Origin of the sequence: Chitinophaga varians, assembly GCF_012641275.1 — a bacterium.
Lineage (GTDB): Bacteria > Bacteroidota > Bacteroidia > Chitinophagales > Chitinophagaceae > Chitinophaga > Chitinophaga varians_A.
In genome coordinates this window covers 133,326-152,333 of sequence record NZ_JABAIA010000003.1, presented here as the reverse complement: position 1 = coordinate 152,333, position 19,008 = coordinate 133,326, and the positions used below count along the sequence as shown (strand labels likewise).

The window sequence follows — 19,008 nt, the reverse complement described above, 5'->3', positions numbered from 1 at the left end:
ATTTAATAGGCTTTGATCTGCAGGCAGGAAGGCGCCGGCATGGTCAGCTCTGTTCCTGTTTGCTTCAACAGGCCTGTTTGTATATTACGTTCAAACACCACTACATTGTTACTGATCTGATTAGCCACCAGGAGATATTTACCGGTAGGGTCGATCACAAAATTACGCGGATGACCACCGCCGGTGGATTGGTAGCCTATCCTGGAGAGCAGGCCTGTGGCCTGGTTAATGGCGTATATGGTGATGATATTTTCCTTCGCCCGGACAGACGCATATAAAAAACGGCCATCAGGTGATACATGAATATCTGCGCCGCTGTAATCGATATCCTTTTTTCGTGTACGGTGTGCCGTTATCCGCTGCAGGCTGTCGAGCCGGCCATCGGCATAGCGGTAGACACTTACCATCCCTGACAGTTCCTCTATGCTGTACGCAAAAGGCTGCTGCGGATGAAACGTAAAATGCCGCGGGCCGCTGCCCGGAATAGTAGCGGTAAAGGGAGGTGTGGCCGCCTGCAACGGTTGCGCAGCTTCGGCATCAAAAGCAAAACAACGGATTTTGTCAGCGCCCAGATCGGGCAGGAAAAGGAAACGGTGTGCCGGGTCCAATACCGCCGAGTGCACATGTGAACTCCGTTGCCGGTCTGTCAGGCTACTGTCTTTGAAAGCCACTACCTGCGCAGCTTTGCCAATGCGGCCGTTTTCAACAGGAAACACCGCGGCGCTGCCACCGGTATAATGTGCCACCGCCAGCCAGCGATGACTATTATGCTCCGTAATGTATACCGGGTTTTCCCCACCTGCCGGCTGCGTGCTAAGCCATGTGGCCTGCCCTGTTTCCCGATTAAAGGCATAGCTGTTAACACCGCCTGCCCCCGGCGTTTGCGCCTCCGTACAGGCGTAGAGGTAGTTGCCATCTGCCGAAGGCACCAGGTAAGCCGGGTTCAGGACATCACTTACTGTGCTGACCGGCTGCAACCCGCCATCGTTCGGATTAAAACGATAAATGTAGATGCCTGGCTTGCTTTTATCGCGGTTATAGGAACCGATGAACAAATAATACTGCTGTGCGGCGAGCAGCTGGCTGATGCCTAATATCAGCAGGCACAACAATTGGATTCTCTTTATCAAAATGTTTTTCGTTTTAACGTGAAACAGAAAGACCTGGCTGTCATTACAAAACTATCAAAGCATCTCCGGAAATCATAACGGAAGCAGTCTCAAAAAAAAATTATTATACAACCAAAAGGTTACCTATATTTATACAACCAAAAGGTTGCATATTATGAGACGAGATGTGTTCCAGGCTATCGCTGATCCGACAAGAAGGGAGATAATACAAATGATTGCCACTACCCCATTGAATGTTAACACTGTGGCAGAGAATTTTGACGTCAGCCGGACGGCTGTTTACAAGCACATTAAAATACTGACGGAATGCGGATTGATCGTGATGCGGCAAAAGGGACGGGAACGCTACTGCGAGGCGCAGCTGGAGCGGTTGCAGGAGGTGGCTGACTGGGCAGAGCTGTACAAAAAGATGTGGAGCGCGCGTTTCGGGTTGCTGGACAATGTGCTGGCAGGCATGCAGGCCAATGACAAAAAGCCGGGCAGGAAAAAGTGACGTACAACACACCTATAAATAGCTATCACATGAAAAAGACAACTGTTCTCTATTGGATTTTCACCGGTTTACTGGCCGCGGGTTTCACCATGTCTGCCATACCGGACGCTTTATCTGTACCGGAAGCCAAAGCTATCTTTCAGCATCTCGGCTATCCGATGTATCTCCTGCCTTTCCTGGGCATAGCCAAGCTGCTGGCCGTTATTGCGATTGTAACACCCGGCCATCCGCGGCTGAAGGAGTGGGCTTATGCGGGCCTGACATTTGATATCACCGGCGCGTTCTATTCCAGCATCGCCATCGGGGAAGGCGCTTCCGCCTGGCCCATCATCATCTTCTATGGCGTACTGGCGGCCTCTTATATTTATCATCATAAAAAGCTGAAAGAGAGCGGTGCATCCAAATTATCGGTTGCTTAAAATATAACAGCCCTGTCTTACTGACAGGGCTGTTATATTTTAGCGATTGACAATAAACCGTACATCCCTGCTTTCGTTTTCAGTCACCACCCGCAGGATGAAGATGCCGTTGTTGACGCTTCCCAACGCAATGCGGTCGTCAATCTGCAAGGCAGGACTATAGGGCAGCTTCGCCAGGATACGCCCGTTCAGGTCGAACACGGTCACCATTACCTGCTGTTTGCGTTTCAGTTTTATCTGGAAACGGAAATTGCCGTCATTCGGATTGGGCGACAACATCACCGTATCTATCACGGAAACGGGCACACTGTATGACGGACCGGCGAGCGGGTCGTAGGCGTTGATCTGAATGTCTTTGCGCAGCTCATAGGTACATTCTCCGAAAGTGGCTTTCATGGCCACCCAGTAAGTACCTGCGGTGGTAAAGCGGACCAGTGGCGTACCGCGGTCATAGCCCAGCAGAATCGCCTGCGGATCGAACGTCCAGCTTACCAGGTCCGGCGCCGGCAGACTGATTTCCTTGATCACCAGCGTATCGAAAGCATTTTTCCGGGAGGCCACCAGGAAGTTGACGTCCGGCTTCACATTCCGTTTAATGATAGTGGTTGTACCGGTGGCGCCACAACCTCGGGCATCCTGTACTTTCAGGGCGTACTCCCCTGCTGTGAGGTTGGCAAAACTGTTACCGGCAGACCAGCCGCCGTTGTTCAGCGCATACTGATAAGGCTGGGTGCCGCCTTGTACCATAGCTGCCACGGTGCCATCGTCCACGCCGTCGCATATCTGCGAACCGGTGACGGTCAGCCCCAGGGCTGCCGGCTGCGTCACCTCATAGCTGTATGACCGGCCGCAGCCTTTTCCGTCCGTTACATTGACGGTATAGCTGCCAGCAGTAAGGCTTTGCGCCTGCGCGCCGCTCACCCCTGCGTTATTCCACTGATAGTTATAGTTGCCATCACCACCAGCCGGCTGCAATACAATAGTGCCGTTAGCTTCGCCGTAACAACGTACTGGCGTCACCGTAGCCGTGGCCGTCACCGGCGGGTACATTTCCTTCACTGTGGTGACCACCGTTGCCGCGCAACCGTTTATATCTTTTACCGACAGGGTATAATTGCCTACCGGCAGGGAACTGAATATTGATGATGCCTGCGGTATTCCGTTGTTCATCGTATAGGCATAAGGTGTAGTGCCTCCGGTTGTTTGCAGCGCGATGCTGCCGGTTGGGATACCGCCACAGGCCAGATGGGTGATATCGGACAGGGCGAGCGATACCGCTGCCGCCGGCTGTTGCAGCACAATGTTTTTAGTAATTTCACAACCGCGGCCGTCTTTTATTTTCACAGCATAGTTGCCGGCCGGCATACCGGTGTATTGTGTAGTACCCGTATAGGTGCCACCGTTAACACTGTACAAATATCCCTGATAGCCGCCATCATTCCCGCCAGTGGTAGTCAGGCTAAAAGCGCCGTCTGATAAGCCATAGCAGGATATCTGTTTTCCGTGGAAGTCTGAAGTAGCGACCGTTGCTGCCAAAGGATTTGCAGGCGCGGTGATGGACACCACATTGCTTACGGCGGAATAACAGCCAATCGCATCCTTTACCCGGACAGTATAATCACCCGCACCCAATGGCGTAGTATTGGTAAATGCCGTATAGGCGCCGCCGTTCAGCGCGTATTCATTGGTCAGCTGGCCGCTGCCGCCATGGGCCTGTACCTGAATGGCGCCAGGCGTACCGAAACAGATAACATCGTTTCGTGTGATGTTGTCTATGGTAATAGCCGGGTTTACAGACAGTATTTGCACCGGCAATGTGTTACCGCAGCTATTCGCGTCCCGCACAGTGACGGTATAGTTACCGGCAGTAAGGCCGGTAAACACAGGGCCGGGTTGCCAGTCAGTGCCGTTCAGGCTGTACAACAAAGCACCCGTGCCGCCGCTGCCGGCTACCGTAATACTGCCGCCCGGAATTGCCGCGCAACGTACATCCTGTTTGCCTACCAGCTGTATGCTCAATGCCTGTGCAGACTCGGTAAAGCTATAGTTTCGTGTGGCCACGCAGCCACGGCCGTCTTTCACTTTAAACACATGCATACCCGCTTTAATACCGGAAATCAGCGATGCCGGGCCAAAAGCACCGTTGTCGATAGCGTACGTATATCCGCTATATGTGGCCCCGTTGCCGCCCGTGGCCGTCAATTGTACAGAGCCGTTATCACCGCCGGCGCAGGAAATATTATATCCGTTATAATCTGACAACACCCCGAAGAGCGACAGTGAAGCCGGGGGCGCGGTGATGGTCAGCGGGCTGCTGTAGTTAAGGCTGCAACCGTGATTGTCCGTCACTTTTAATGCATAAACACCGGCATTCAGTCCGGCCCCGCTGGTATAAGCCTGCGACGTGGCCCAGTTGTCCGCGCTCAGGCGGTACTGATAGCTGCCATCTCCGCCGGCGGCATTTATGGCAATGCTGCCTGTGCTGCCGGAACATTGTATATCCGTTACTGCAGCTGCCGTAAAGGCCAGCGCAGGATACTGGTGACTGATCGTCAGTGTAGTGTCTTTTGTACAACCGTTGGCGTCGGTGACATGCAGGGCATAATTGCCGGCAGGCAGATTGGTTGCCGTAGCGCCGGTAACGTTAGTCCCATTGAGCTGCCAACGGTAAGGCGCAGCACCACCGATAATATCGGTAATGATGCTACCGGTGGGCTGACCAAAGCAGATCACGTCCTGTTTGGTAGCGTTGACGCTCATTTGTGGCTGTACCAACGTTACGCTGCCGGATGTCTCACAGCCACGGGCATCCTTTACGCTGATGGTATAGGTACCGGCTGTTAAACCGTTGAATATGTTTGATGGTTGATAGGCGCCGTTGTTCAGTTTATATTGATATCCCGTATAGGCACCACCGTTACCACCCGCTGCTGTTACGGTGATTTTACCATCTGCCGCGCCGTTACAGGATATCTGAAATCCGTTGTAAGCCGACAGTTGTGTGGTAAAACCCAATGCTGCCGGTGGCAGACTCACATCGTAGGCATTGGGCAGGTCCAGGGTACAACCTTTGCCGTCTCTGATGCGGAATCGATAGCTGCCAGCCGTATACACCTTCGTGCCTGATGTAAAGGCCGTATAGCCGGTCCCGTTCAGTGTAAAGAAATAAGTGTAGATATTATCTCCCCCGCTGGCGGAGATATTAATAGTAGCGCCATCAGCCAGGCAGACCGCCGGGGTGATCGTTACCCCGCCTGATTGTAAGGCCGGCAGCTCCGTGATCGTCACTGCGCCAGACTGTACGGAACAGTTGGCAGACCTACTATCTGCAACGGTTACACGATAAGTGCCGGTACTAAGTGCGTCTATTTTGGTGTCAGTGTCAAACCAGAAGGAATTGGTGGTCCAGACGCCGTTTTTCAGCTGCTCCCATTTGTAGATATAGAAGCCGGAACCACCGCTGACCACCGACTTCACGATGCCGTCCTGCGCGCCATTACAGCTGATATTGGTTGTTTGCAAGCTGACTTGCAGCACCGGTGGTTCTGTGATTGTTACCGGCTGCGACACAGCGTCGTTACAGCCGGCCACGTTGTTTTGCACGGTAATGGTATAAGTGCCGGCCTGCAAACCATTAAAAATACCGGTGCTGTTGCTCACCGCAGGCATACCGGTGCGCTGCAGCAAAAACGTATAACTGCCGGAACCGCCGCCAGCTGAGTATTTCAGCGACCCGTCACTTCCACCGAAACAGGTGACCATATTGCGGGCATCCTGTGCCAACGTTAAGGGGGGCACGGCGTTCAGACTGATGGTACCACTCCACCCGGTACAAACGGGGAAGTCCATGTTCAGGATTTCAACGGAGTAGTCTCCATTGCTTAGCCCTCCAAAAGTGTAGGTGCGCGAAGTGGTAACAGCGCTCTGTTGCAGCAGTGCAGCGTCTTTATATAGTTTATACTGATAGTTGGTAACACCGGGATCGGCCACAACGCTGATACTGCCGTTGCCCGGGGTGATACAGGTGGGATGTTGCGCCGTCAACTGTCCTTTTACCTGCGGCGGCTGCGTGAGTTGCACATTTACCGGGACCACCGGAGCACAGGCGCCGTCTTTCACTTCTCCCGTATAATTGCCGGCAGGCAAGCCGGTCCAGGTAAAACTGTTTCCGGACGACTGTTGCTGGGCACGTACCACCGTGCCGTTTTGTTTGAGGGTAAAGAAATAGCCGCTGGCGGCGTTTCCGCCGGAGGCAGTGATCGTAATTTTACCGTCGGTAGCACCATAGCAGGCCGGATTGGCAGACCGGGCCACATCCTGCGCGGCCGTGAGCACCGGCAGGTCGTCTATATCCACATCAATGGGCGTAAAACAATTTCCGGCCGTTCCGGACGGATTGATCACCCAGAGCGTATAACTTCCTTTTCGTACATTGTTCACCGTTACACCGCCTGATACCGGTACATTACCATTGCTCCAGTCGATGATATCACCGCAGGCAGAAGCGCCTCCGGCAAGGTCAGGATCGCAGGGCGTTGTCACGCCGGCGGGGCGCAGCATCCAGCGTATGGTGGCATAGCCGCTGGTGATAGCGCTGCCGGGAATAAAGATCGTACCGGTTTGCTCGCCCGCACAGGAAGACGTCTTTTGGAGTTTAGTCACATCTACCCGGGGACCGGCAGGCAGAAAGGTGTAGTTATTGGTTTCAGCAGAATAAGGGGAATAATAGTCCTTGTTGGCATAAGATGCTTTAATACGGCAACGGAAACGGACATTTATCATTCCGCTCTGCGTTTCCGGCATCTGGCTGCCGGTAAAACCATAGGAATAGGCAGTGGCATACTCCTGGCTGTTGCTTCCCAGCGTTTTCCATACGGCCCCATTATCAACCGAATACTCCCAGACGACCGATGATTGCACCAGGTTATCAGAAAAGAGCGGCCAGTTGCGGGGTGAGCTGAGGTAAACCATTTCCGTGGCACAGGTCTGGGAGGAAGGAGTCATGGAAGGTATGATGTCATTTGGCGCGATCATCGTATATACCCAGCGCGCTTCCACGGAACCAAGCCTTTTGTAGCCACCATAAAAATTGACATCCCCCATGAGCCGTCCTCCGGAAATGGGATAGATATCAGAAAAACTAAGGCTGCCGGCAAAGGAATTGTTCTGAAAAAGTGCATAAGGCGGAGCATACAAGACCCCGGTGCCTACTACAGGCCCGCCATCAGGCAAAGCGCTGAAGGGCGTGGAAGACAGGCTCCAGTTTTGTGAGGATGGCGTGACGCCCATTCCTAAATTGCCTATTGTTCCCGTTCCTATATAACTGGAGGGAATATTACCAAATACATAGACCATCTGCGACAGCTGCAGCTGCGCATACAATTGCCTGCCGGCACCGGACAATAGCAGTACCAGCGTACACAGGATACGTGGGAAACGAAACATCGTATTGCGTTCAGATTTTAGTATTTCAGGGACACTTCCCTGCTCATTTCAGCTTTGGCATCACCTTTCAGTACTGCCGTAATCTTATACCTGTAAATATTGCCTAACATTATTTCATCGTCCACCAATTGACGGGCAGTCCCGTCTACCGTACGGTAAAGGATATACGGCGCATCGTTTTTAGCGCGGTAAATACGGTACTGTTTTACATCCGGCTGATCATACTCCCAGGATAACACCACCTGCCTCTTCTCCGTGTCCACTATTCCTTTCCAGCTTTTCACCGCCGGGCGTCGGCCTGTTTCAAACCAGATATCGCCGCTGATATCTTTGGATTTATTACCACTATCGTCCGATACCACCAGCTCATAGAAGTACGTATTGCCCAGCACCAGCGCAGTGTCTGTATAGGACTCCCGCAGACGGGCTGTGTCCCATACCGCCACTTCACGGCGACTGCTGTCTTTCGTGTTGATACAATAAAGCGTGTATTTCACCACGTCTTCACTGGTACTGTTGTGCCATTGGAGCAATGCGGCTTTAAGGCTGTCGGAACGCAATGCTTTGGTGAATACAGGTGCGGAAGGCGCAATGGTGTCCGGCCGCTTCAGCATCAGCGCCGGCGTATAGGCGGAAGTGTTATAGTTCCGGTCCAACGCTATCACCTTGTAATACACTTTTGACGTCAGCGTATGCAGGGTAATTGTATCTGTAAAAGCCGGTGCAGCAAGAACCTCCTGCGTCACCTCCATAAATTCTTCTTTGGCGCTGTTGCCTCTGAACACACGATAACCTTTCAGGTCTTTCTCTGTGTTGTTATCCCACTTCAGCGTTACCACACCGGTAGAATCCACGGTGCCGGCCAATCCCTTTGGCATGTCCGGCGGGATGCTGTCTATCAGTTGCGCGAAATAAGGGAACGAATAAATGGCCTTGCCTCTTTTGGTGATGCCTTTAATCTTGTAATAGTTGGAGTTCATGGGCTTGGGGTCGGTGTAACTGTACACCGGCGCCTTGTCTGTTTTAAAGGTAGCGATGGGCAGAAACGGGCCGCTGCCTTTCTCCGAGCGGGTCACCACAATGGAAGACAGGTTTTTGGCCAGATCGCCCGGCAACAACCAGCGTAATTCAATCTTTTTATTTTCTATGACGATGATGGTGTCCATGACAGGCCTTTCTGCTACTGCCGGGATACCCATTCCCATCACCACCTGCGAGTACGGGCCATATTCCCCGAAAGGCGTGATACCTTTCACGCGGTAGTAATATTTAACGTCATTGTCAGGCAGCGAATCCTGGTAATAGGAAAATCCGGTAGCGTCGGGCGCTGTGGGCAGCACCGGCAAATCGCTCACGGGTTGAAATGTTTTTCCGTCGGTGCCGCGCTCCACCACATAGGCAGAATACATGCCCCGGTTGAAGTTGGTCAGCCAGCCGAGTGTGGCCGTGCTGTCGGCGCAAACGATGGCCAGTTCAGGCGGCCGTACCAGCAGCACGGTTTCGTTGAGCGCTGTTACCACGATGGCGGTATCGATGACGAGGTTCTTCGGTTGTTGCGCGACGCTGATACGGTAGGCATACCGCTCTCCGGGACGGACGGTGCTGTCTTCCAGGAAAAGGCCGGCAGCCCTGGCGGTGGCAGTGGACAGGTCGCAGCTCAGCAGCGCCATGCTCATGCGCCAGTCATTTTGGCTCTGGTTTTCAAACCAGGAACCGATGCCTTCTTCCGGTTTCACTTTTTTCCCTCCTTCTCCATAGATCAGTTCCGCGATGGCAGCTATGCGCTCATCCTTACGGGCGGCGGCTTCCATCTGCTGCAGGGAATAAGGTTTCAGCGGTTGCGCCGTTAGTACCACCGGTTTAGGGTTGGGTACCAGCACGCCGTTGACAGACGTTGTAAAGCGCTCTACCGTATAGCCGTACTTGTTACCGATCTCCCAGGCGATATATCCGGCGGGCGACCAGCGCAGCTGGATTTTGCCGGGCTTGGGATTTGCTATGCCCACAATACGGTGCTCACTTTGCTGTTGCTGCGCACTGGTGTGCAGGTAACCCATCAGCAACAAACTCACAGATAACAAACCGGTAAAAAGTTGACGGTACATCGATATTATAATTTATAGTAAATGCTTCGTGTAATGGTAGATGTTATATTGTTTTTGCCTGGCAGCCGGTATTGCAGTTCTACCGGGTAGAACTGGTTGCCCTGGAGGTCGGGGAACAGCGATGTCATCAGCCTGCTGATCGCCGGTGTTGGCTGTCCTCCGCTGATATAGTAGCGGTTTGCCTTGTTGAGCAACTCGTGGTAGTCGTCGTTGGCCACAAAGGAAACATAGTACATAAAGCGGCAGCGGCCGGCCTTTGAAGGCGCATAGCCATCGTTGATATTACCGTCTTCCAGTTTATAGCCGGCGATGTCATTGTTGTACAGTCTCACCGCTTCCAGTGGCGGTATGCCTCCGGTCACGTTCAGATCGCGGGTGATACTGATAGACGGATGGAACGGATAATTGTTGTACAGCAGCGGCATCAGCTGATTTTGCAGCCAGCCGTTGTTGGTACCGGCACGCAGGGTCACCAGCGGTTTGGTGGAGAAAGCGCCGTCGCCTTCCAGTTCAAATTTGTCGAAGGTTTCTTCCGCGTCAAAACGCTGGCCGATCACGCTGATGTAATTGGTGGCCACATCGAAGAGGTCCCGCGGATCGGTCATGGCATTCATTTTTTCAGCGAAGGTGCCATAGCGGCTGGTGCGGAAGTTATAGCTGATCACTTCTTTGGTCACTGCGGAGCTGGCGTTGCCTTTCAGCATTTTCTGGGAGAAGGTGGTGGTGTCCCCTTCTTCGCTGATAGTGGTGGTGTTTTTGGTCACCACGTTATTGGCTGCCGCTTCTCCGTCGAGGGAAGCGCGGTTGATATTGAAGCTATAGATAGTCTCGCGGGACAGGTTGGCCGGAATATCAAAACCTATTTCTGCGGTGTTTTCTGTATAGGATACCGGCACAGCAGTTGACTGGCCCTGTGCAGTGGCCATAGCGGCATTGACTTTCCACTTCTTGCCGGAATTATCAACTTCCGCAAACAGGTAAGGCTGGCCGCGTTTTAATTTAATATAGCCTTTACCGTACTCTCTTGTCAGCAGGTTGTACTGGCGTTTTACCGGGTAAGCATACGCTACGTTCTCCCATGGAATATAGTCAGGTGCTTCGCCGGTGGTGAAAGTAGCGGCTTTTGTTTCATAATCGATGTTATTGCCGTTTTTCAGCGCTTCCCAGCTGCCACCGTTCTGCCGGTCGATATGCACTTTGGCGGAAGCCGTGAGCGTGCTTTTCGGCGGGAGGATATCACGCAGGGTGAGTGAAGCGGAAGAACCGTCAGCCGCCAGTTCTGTGGTACCTCTGATCTCGGTCTGTTCTTTCATCAGCTTCAGTTCATCCAGCTGAATGCGGTAAGTGGCCACTTCATCAAATTCATTCATCATGCTGAACGGCTTGCCTACGGCCATATTGAATGCCACCTGCGGAGTGGCGAACACGCTGACGTCGTTGTTTTGGTCACCTGGTTTGATATCGCTGATCACTACCACGTTCAGCTCTTTGGCACCGACCAGTTCACATTGCGATCCGAGCTCTATTTTGATGTTGGCCGTACCTTTGATGAGGCCGCCCAGCACGGCGTATTTAACGCCTACCATACCGCGGAACCAGCTAGGGTTGGGCAGTTTAGCCTGGAGCAATACCGCTGCCGACAGTTTGGCGATGGAGAAACCTCTTTTCTTTCCAAATACTTTCACGCGGATACCCACATCTCCCTTCACAAACACATAAGCCTGGCCCGAAGCGTACCAGCCGTTGAAACCGATAATGCTATTGCTGCCTTTACACCTTGCCTCACCGTAGTTGCGCAGCAGGATGTCTGTTCCGGCGCCGAGGGCAAACTCGCCATATACGCCGAAGTCGAAGGAAAAACCGGCCCTGAAGTGCGCGCCGAAGCCGAAGCCACCACCTTTGCTCATGGTATTTTCCATGGCCATGAAGTTGGTGTTCACGTTATCAAACACTTCGCTTACCTCCTGTGGCACCGGTGGCATGTCTTCCACCTTGCTGCCCATCATGAAGTAGGTTTTTATTTCCGCCAGTCCAAGAATATTAAGGCCGAACATCTGCGACGGGCGGCCGATATAGAACCACCATTCGTTAGGTGCCATATGGAAGGCCGCTTCGCCCACCAGGCCGTTTTCATTGATGCCCCGCAGGACACCGGCAATATTGATATAGGTTTTGAAGCTGGCATCGTAGGTGCTGTTCACGTTATCATAACGCATTTTGAACTTCACCCATACAGGCGCCGAGGCGTCTTCTTTTGCCTCATCTTTGCTTTTGGCTTTCAGTGCCTGATGTACCACATACCCTGCACCGTCAAACTGGGCGTAGCGGAAGCCGCCGTCCGTGCCGAATTGTACTTCCAGCGCCACGTTGGCGTTGACCACCATTTCCTGTACAAACGCCAGCGATACGCCGCCGATGAAGCCGAGGCCGGCATCACGGGTAGGCACATACGGGAATATTTCAGAGACGTCTTTCAGACCGCCTTTTTGGTCCACCGCATTGCGGGACTCATACGGATCGAAGTTGGAAGGCCGTTCCATGTGATAGGACATACCGCCCATAAGACCGGTGATCTGCAACATGCCGATGGGGATGGTTACGCCGATGTAGGCGTCCACATGCCAGTAGCGGTAGTCGTCTTTGGAGCCGAAATAGGCGTTGGCCTTGGCTTTGGGAATAGGTCCGGGAATGGAAAAGTCCAGCATGCCGCGGAAACCGTTGCCATACACCGGATGATCATCGAAGATGGTGAGGATGCCGTGCATGGAAAACGCCATCACTTTTACGGTGAGCTCTATGTCGTTCACCGCCACTTTGTCGAGTTTCCAGCGGGTCCTTGTTTTTTGTATCACGGAACCATCAACAGTGACGGATTGTGTTTCTTCTTCCTGTGCTGCCGTTACCACGAAAGATGTTTTACCGCTGAAGCCCTTGTCACTGGAGTTCATGAAATTGAGCCTCACGGTGGCGCCTATACCGATTTTCCCTTCAGAGATACCGATATGGATATCGTCAAATCCTATCGGGAACCCGCCTACTTTGGAGGTGGAAGTGTCCGTATTCGTAATATCGAAGGTACCGCTGTGTACATAAGGTCGCTGGGTAGACAGCGTCAATTCCTGGAAACTGATATTATTGATATTCAGCAGGCGCTGTTTGAGGGATACTTTACCGTTCAGCACCGCCATCGGCACAAAGTCTTTTTCTGTTTTGGTGATCTGGATACGGCTGTTTTTGTTGAGCGTGATCTCTCCTGCAAAGAACGGGTACTTTTTATCTTCTGTGGTCCTTAAGGCGAAAGAATAATAAGTATCGCCGCCGCGCATGCTCACGGAGGCATCGTAGCCCAGCGGGTCTTTGCCGAGGAAATCCACCTGTAGCAGGCCGGCCAGCTCTCCGCCATTGAGTTTGTTCTTGCTGAAGGAGAGCCCGATCTTATCGACCGACAAAGGCCATCCACCGGCACTGGCATCGCCAAGCGGGAGAATGTTTTCAGCCGTGATGGCGCCACTGACGCCCTGGTCGTCCAGGATAAAATTAGTGACAGACACTTTGGGACGTCCTTTTTGGGTGGCCAGTTGTTGTGGCAGTCCTACTTCCAGTTCCTGTAAATAAAAGCCTCTCCACAACAGCGGGTTGCCCGGGTCAGTCAGCATATCGCCGGTAACGTTCAGCCCCGCGGGATTGGCGATATCGCTCATGTCCACGGTGGCGTTCTTCACTTTAAAGCTGAAATCTTTCAGGCCGTTGATATGGAAAGCAGGGATGTCTACGCTGGCCATAATGTTGTTAAGGTCATGCACATTCACCTGCATGGCTGCACGTAGTTTGTCGGAAGCCTTGTCTTCCGGTTGCAGCCAGCCTTTATCAAACTCGAAGATGCCGCTGAGGTTAGCAGCACGGAAGCCGTTACAGTCCCATTCTACGTAGTTGGTTCCGTCACCGGGGAATATCAGATCGAGGTGATCATTGATAGGGATGTCTTTTTGTTTGAGCAGTACCAGTTTGGTAGAACCGGAGGCCGCAATGCCCCCCGGCGTAAAGGCTACGTTTTTCGCTCCGAATATCAGTTCACTGTTGGTACCGGGAAAAGTAAACCGGAAATAAGCGTTGAAATAAGCGCCGGAAGGTGTCATGCGGGCGCTGTCTATTGCGATGACATAAATTTTTCCGTTGATCTCCCTTACCAGTCCTACCGGCAGGCTGCCCATCTCTTCAGCGCTCAGCGCATTCACATAGCGGCCTTTGTCTTTGATGTTTTTAAAAACGCCTTCCACATAGTCCACCACATCTGCTTTTTGGGCAGTGTCGGCCATGGGCGATAGATACGAAGAATCAGTGACAGCAGCATAACCGGGTTGAAGGCATAACAGTAGCAGCGCCAGCAACCATAGCGACAGTGCAGGGACAGGGTTAGGGATATTCTTGAACATTGGTCAACGGGATAGGCCCTTAAAAATGTTTATTTCACGGTATTGCCTCAAATATATATTATTTTTTATAATTAAATATTTTTTTAATCCGTACAATAAATGAGAGCGTGATTTACAGACCAGGACTGACGTTAGGCCTGCAATCATGCAACAGGAAGATCTTAACCCGGACGATGTTTTGGAATTACGACTTCGTTAACGTATTTTTGACGCAAAGTAATTTCCAGACAAATGAGCGGTATACAGTACATCAAGGGAGATGCCACACAGCCTGTTGGCGACGGCAGCAAGATCATTGTCCATATCTGTAATGATATCGGGCGCTGGGGAAAAGGGTTTGTACTCGCAGTATCCGCCCGGTGGCCGGAACCGGAAAAACAATTCCGCGAATGGTATGCTTCGGGAGAAGGATTTGCCTTAGGCAACGCGCAGCTGGTGGCGGTAGAACCGCACCTCTGGGTAGCGAATGTGATTGGTCAGCATAAAATCACCAACGCTAAAAACAGCCTCCCTCCTGTCCGCTACGAAGCTATACAGGAAGGACTGCGGCAGGTAGCGGATTTTGCGCTCATACATAAAGCGGCGGTACATATGCCGCGTATTGGCTGTGGCCTAGCCGGCGGCACCTGGGACAAAATAGAACCGATCATCCAACAGGAGCTGGCGGATAAAGGTATTGAAGTAACTGTGTATGATTTCAAGTAGGGGTTTCCGTTAGTTCTACTTTCCGGCCGTCAGCCCAACAGCAGGTGACAAGTATCAACAGCCCGCAAAAAAGTATAACGCCTGCGTACATAGGTATCCCCTACAAGTAATAGTTATTATTTACCGCTGACAAGTTTTGTGATCAACGCTGTAAAACTCTCTGCATATAATTCAAACGTCCATTTACCCTGACCATGTTCTGCAGTATATACCGGCGCATCGCCGTCTTTCACCGCCGAAAGGTCCAGGCAGTAGGGATCTGCGCCGTCATCACCGATCACCAGCAAGTGCGAAGGCCAGTCTGCCAGGTTTTCGCCGGTAACAGTATTATAAGCGTAACCACCCTGCCGCTCCGCCAGTTCATGGGCGCCATACAGAAAAAGGCCTTCTACAAAATCCGGCCCGGCAAAGGTTACTTTCAGCGGGGAATAGTATTGCAGGAAAGTAGCATACACTTCAGGCAATGCCCAACGGTCCCGTATATACGATATGTCTTTTTCATCGGCCATTACGAGCCAGTCAGACGGGTTAGCGTGGTCTTTATTCTTACGGCGTTTTTTCTCCAGCTGTTTGTCCAGTTTGGCCATCAGTTTCTCGAAATCATTGCCTGGATGCAGCAGCGAGGGATGCACCTGTGGCGGCGCATATCCCGCGCCATCGGGATATCCCTGGTGCTGCCAGGCTATCAGCTCGTCCAGCCGCAACTGCTCCGGTTTCCAGTAGCCAGGGTCTGAAGGCAGTTCTCTGTCAAACGGCTGACGGCTGTACATCGCCAGGCTTTTAACTGCCTTGGCGCGCTTCTCTGTGGAAAGGCTTTCATTGGCGGCCAAAGCCACGAGTGCGGGATAAGCCTTCCGGCCTGCGGTTTTCAGCAAACCATCTGTTGCCCGGTAAACGAGGGCAGGTTCGGTGATGGCCCACTCAAAAAAAGACCGCCAGCTATTTTCCGCAGGAGCTACAAGTTGAATAATATCTGTCATCAGGAAAGCACGCCAGTGCATCAGGCGTCCTTCACGGGCATAACGCACCAATGCTTCGATCACCGCCTGCCGGTCTTTGCCGGCATAGCTGCGAATAAGTTTATCTTTCAGCGTAGCGAACTTATTGCCATCTGTTTCCGCAAACAAAGTATCGATCAGGTTAACTAAAGTATTGCTCATGTGCCGCAAGGTACAACATTATCAAATGTCTGCACGGCGCATGGCCTGCTCGATGTCCGCTCTCAGGTCGGCTACGTCTTCAATGCCGACGGACAGCCGCAGCAGATTATCCGCAATGCCCAGCTCCTCCCGCGCAGCAGCTGACAACGCCCGATGGGAGGTGGTGGAAGGCTGGCAAATAAGGCTCTCCACCCCGCCAAGGCTCAGCGCCGGCCTTATCAGTTCCAGGTGATCGAGGAAAGCATTTAGCTTCTCAGGTGAGGTATTCAGCTCAAAGGACAACATCCCGCCGAAGGCGGTCATCTGATCACAGGCCAGCTGGTAATCGCGATGGGTGGGCAATCCGGGATAAAACACCTGTCCTACTTCCGGGCAGACAGACAGATACTCCGCCAGCGACAACGCATTGGCATTATGCTGCTGTACCCGCAATGCAAGTGTCTTAAGACTTCTCTCTGCCAGATAGCATTCCTGCGGCGCCAGCGATCCGCCATATGTCCTGGCCGTGTCCATGATCCGGTCATGATGTTCGGCATGTGCAGATACCAGCACCCCGAAAGGCAGGTCGTTATGGCCGCCCAGGTATTTGGTGCCGCTGTGTACCACGATATCAATACCAAGCAGCAACGGCTGCTGGTTCAGCGGCGTGGCGAAAGTATTGTCTACAATAGTCACAATGCCACGGCTGGCGGCCAGCGACGCGATGGCTTTTAAAGGCACGATGCTCAGTAGTGGATTGGCCGGCGTTTCGAGGTAAATAACTTTGGTATGCTTCTGCAGTTGCGCTTCAAATTCTGCGAGCGTATTGCCGGCATAACTGCAACGGATACCCCGTTTGGGCAGCTCCTGTTCCGCCAGCTTCCAGGTGCCGCCATACAGGTCTCGCGAAAACAGCACATGGTCGCCCTGCTGGGCAAATGATAGTATGGCGGTGGTGATAGCCGCCATACCGGAGCTGTAAGCCATGCCCCAGCTGCCTTTTTCGAGATTGGCGACTATCTGTCCCAGCCGTTGCTGATTGTATGTCGAATAAAAACCCGGATACCGCATTGTATCCGTATCCGTATAGGCGTATGCCACCGCGGGCATCACAGCGGCGGTAACGGCTCCATCGAGGGTACCGGAAAGGTCCAGCGGATGCACACATAAGGTGCCGGTGTTTTTCATGGCTACTGCTTTTGGTTCTCCCTAAAATTACCCAAAAGGGCAAAGGAAAGCAAACAGCCGGGAAATTACTTTTGCTGCAAAGCCTGTAACTGCTGCTCCAGCATGCGCTGCTTATCCCTGAGCGCGCTCATGTCTGCTTCCAACTTTTTACGCTGTTGATTTTCCTCCAACAGGTACAATGTCAGCTCTTCCACTTTTTTCAATAGCGCTTTGTTCATCTCCCCTACGTCCTGTCCTTCTTTTTCCACGACTGCCGCCGCTGGTATTTCCGGAAGATGACCATTGGTCTGGATATAATCTCTCACTTCCTGCAAGGAGGGAAGTTGGTAGTCTTTATGGAACACATAGTCAGGCCAGCCGGTAGCGGTCACTTTTATTTTCTGTGCGGTAATAGTGCCTGCCACGGCCAGTTTGGACTGCGGCGTGCGGGTACCGATGCCTACGTCGCCATTTATATTGGCGGTGATAGCCACCTTCGCAGAGGCAGCGCTATACGGATTACCAACAAATAGGTTCCATTCATTGGTCATAGGCATCAGCCCCGCAGGAGCAGCTGTGTTTCCTTTCGCGCTAAGGGGCACCCAGCTGTCGGTGAAGTTAACCGAACGAACTTTAATATCCACTCTTATGTCTGACGCAACACCCCAGGTGGCCATCGCCCTCACCCGGAAACGCGTATTTCCGTATTGAGAATTTACGTCGATTGCAAAACTTTCAACTGCAGATTCAACATACCCTCCTTTGTTGATACGGCCGGCTTCCCGCCATACATCAGGGTTAGCATGAGACACACTCACCAGGAACGTGGCCGCAGCGGCAATGTTGCCACGTGTATACGAAATTGACACCTCATAGTGCCCCGAGGCACCGGCATTGGAAGGAACTGCTTTCAGAAACTCTACATAGTCGCCCACTACATAATTACCGGGAAAGGTGACGGAGGTAACATAAACATCATTGCTCTGCGCGCGGGCACCGGAAAAAATTAACAAAAAGGCTAACACTGTTAGCGTACAGTACAGGGATATTTTTTTCATAAAAGGGTTTAAACGGGTCCGTCACAAACATAATAAAAAACCGGGAACAGTATTCCCGGTTTATCGTGAAAAAATCTTGAACCATACCGGCAAAATTATCTTGCCGCAGTCCAGTACAGGAAGGTCGCCACGTTATTCACTGCTTAACGGCATTAGCTTTTGCCTTCAAGCCAGTTCTTGAATTCCGCCACCCTCTCACGGCTAATAATAACATCAGTATCAACATAAGGCGCTAATTGAAGAATTAATCTGCTATTGTAATAGGTCGTTATTTTTTTGATGGCATCAATGTGAATGATAAACTGCCGGTTGATCCGGAAAAACACGTTGCGGTCCAGCATCTTCTCTATCTGGTCCAGCGAATAGTCCAGCGGGAAACGTTGGTTCGCGACCGTAGTGGCCACTGTCATCCCTTTGGAAAAATGCAGGTAAGCGATGTCCTGTGCTTTCACATATACCAGCTGATTGTTGATTTTGCCGATAAAGCGGGTACTGTTACGTTTCATGAACTCTTCGGCGAGCTGCTCTATACTGATGGCCGTAGCGGCGGAAGGCCGGAAATGTTCGTACTTCTGCAATGCCCGCTTCAGCTCTTCTGCATCTATCGGCTTCATCAGGTAGTCGATACTGTTCACCTTAAAAGCCTGCAACGCAAAACCATCGTAGGCGGTCGTGAAGATAATGGGCGTACTTACTTTCACCTGGCTGAACATTTCAAAGCAGTTGCCGTCCGACAGCTGGATGTCCATCATCATCAGGTCTGCGGCAATGCCCTGCTCCAGCCATTTAACGCCTTCCGCAACAGATTCTATCACGGCTACGACTTCTATCCGCGGATCGTACTGGCGTAACAGTTGTATCAGGCGTTCGGCATTATGCATCTCATCTTCAAATATGACTATCTTCATGTGGCA

At 52.2% G+C, this 19,008-nt stretch carries 11 protein-coding genes; 3 read left to right on the top strand and 8 right to left on the bottom strand.

The window, feature by feature from the left end; genetic code table 11:
- Positions 1-2: 2 nt before the first annotated feature.
- The gene (locus HGH92_RS24255; protein ID WP_168873405.1) at positions 3-1,130 is read right to left on the bottom strand and encodes a lactonase family protein; all 1,128 of its coding nucleotides are present in this window, start codon (positions 1,128-1,130) and stop codon (positions 3-5) included.
- A 154-nt stretch (positions 1,131-1,284) separates the two neighbouring features.
- Here HGH92_RS24255 and HGH92_RS24250 point away from each other — a divergent pair, with 154 nt between their 5' ends.
- Together HGH92_RS24250 and HGH92_RS24245 are read left to right on the top strand one after the other, a co-directional pair.
- The gene (locus tag HGH92_RS24250; protein ID WP_168873404.1) at positions 1,285-1,623 is read left to right on the top strand and encodes an ArsR/SmtB family transcription factor; all 339 of its coding nucleotides are present in this window, start codon (positions 1,285-1,287) and stop codon (positions 1,621-1,623) included.
- Positions 1,624-1,652: 29 nt separating this feature from the next.
- Entirely contained in the window at positions 1,653-2,042 is a 390-nt protein-coding gene (locus tag HGH92_RS24245) for a DoxX family protein (protein WP_168873403.1), read from the top strand.
- A gap of 39 nt (positions 2,043-2,081) precedes the next feature.
- Here HGH92_RS24245 and HGH92_RS24240 read toward each other — a convergent pair whose 3' ends face one another.
- The 3 genes from HGH92_RS24240 to HGH92_RS24230 are packed head-to-tail and all read right to left on the bottom strand — an operon-like array spanning position 2,082 to position 14,025.
- A complete protein-coding gene (locus HGH92_RS24240) occupies positions 2,082-7,487 on the bottom strand; it encodes a T9SS type A sorting domain-containing protein (RefSeq protein WP_168873402.1) in 5,406 nt (1,801 codons plus the stop codon).
- A 17-nt stretch (positions 7,488-7,504) separates the two neighbouring features.
- Positions 7,505-9,592, bottom strand: coding sequence for a fibronectin type III domain-containing protein (locus tag HGH92_RS24235; RefSeq protein ID WP_168873401.1), 2,088 nt, complete (start codon positions 9,590-9,592; stop codon positions 7,505-7,507).
- A 5-nt stretch (positions 9,593-9,597) separates the two neighbouring features.
- Entirely contained in the window at positions 9,598-14,025 is a 4,428-nt protein-coding gene (locus HGH92_RS24230) for a hypothetical protein (protein ID WP_168873400.1), read from the bottom strand.
- Positions 14,026-14,256: 231 nt separating this feature from the next.
- On the opposite strand from HGH92_RS24230, the gene HGH92_RS24225 reads away from it, so the two are divergent.
- On the top strand, positions 14,257-14,730 hold the full coding sequence (locus HGH92_RS24225) for a macro domain-containing protein (RefSeq protein WP_168873399.1): 474 nt from the start codon (positions 14,257-14,259) through the stop codon (positions 14,728-14,730).
- A 116-nt stretch (positions 14,731-14,846) separates the two neighbouring features.
- Here HGH92_RS24225 and HGH92_RS24220 read toward each other — a convergent pair whose 3' ends face one another.
- From HGH92_RS24220 to HGH92_RS24205, 4 genes are all read right to left on the bottom strand, one after another.
- Entirely contained in the window at positions 14,847-15,890 is a 1,044-nt protein-coding gene (locus HGH92_RS24220; RefSeq protein ID WP_168873398.1) for an SMI1/KNR4 family protein, read from the bottom strand.
- A gap of 21 nt (positions 15,891-15,911) precedes the next feature.
- Positions 15,912-17,057, bottom strand: coding sequence for a trans-sulfuration enzyme family protein (locus tag HGH92_RS24215; RefSeq protein ID WP_168873397.1), 1,146 nt, complete (start codon positions 17,055-17,057; stop codon positions 15,912-15,914).
- 65 nt (positions 17,058-17,122) lie between these two features.
- On the bottom strand, positions 17,123-18,094 hold the full coding sequence (locus tag HGH92_RS24210) for a tail fiber protein (RefSeq protein ID WP_168873396.1): 972 nt from the start codon (positions 18,092-18,094) through the stop codon (positions 17,123-17,125).
- Positions 18,095-18,246: 152 nt separating this feature from the next.
- On the bottom strand, positions 18,247-19,002 hold the full coding sequence (locus HGH92_RS24205) for a LytR/AlgR family response regulator transcription factor (protein ID WP_168873395.1): 756 nt from the start codon (positions 19,000-19,002) through the stop codon (positions 18,247-18,249).
- Between the last annotated feature and the right edge of the window lie 6 nt (positions 19,003-19,008).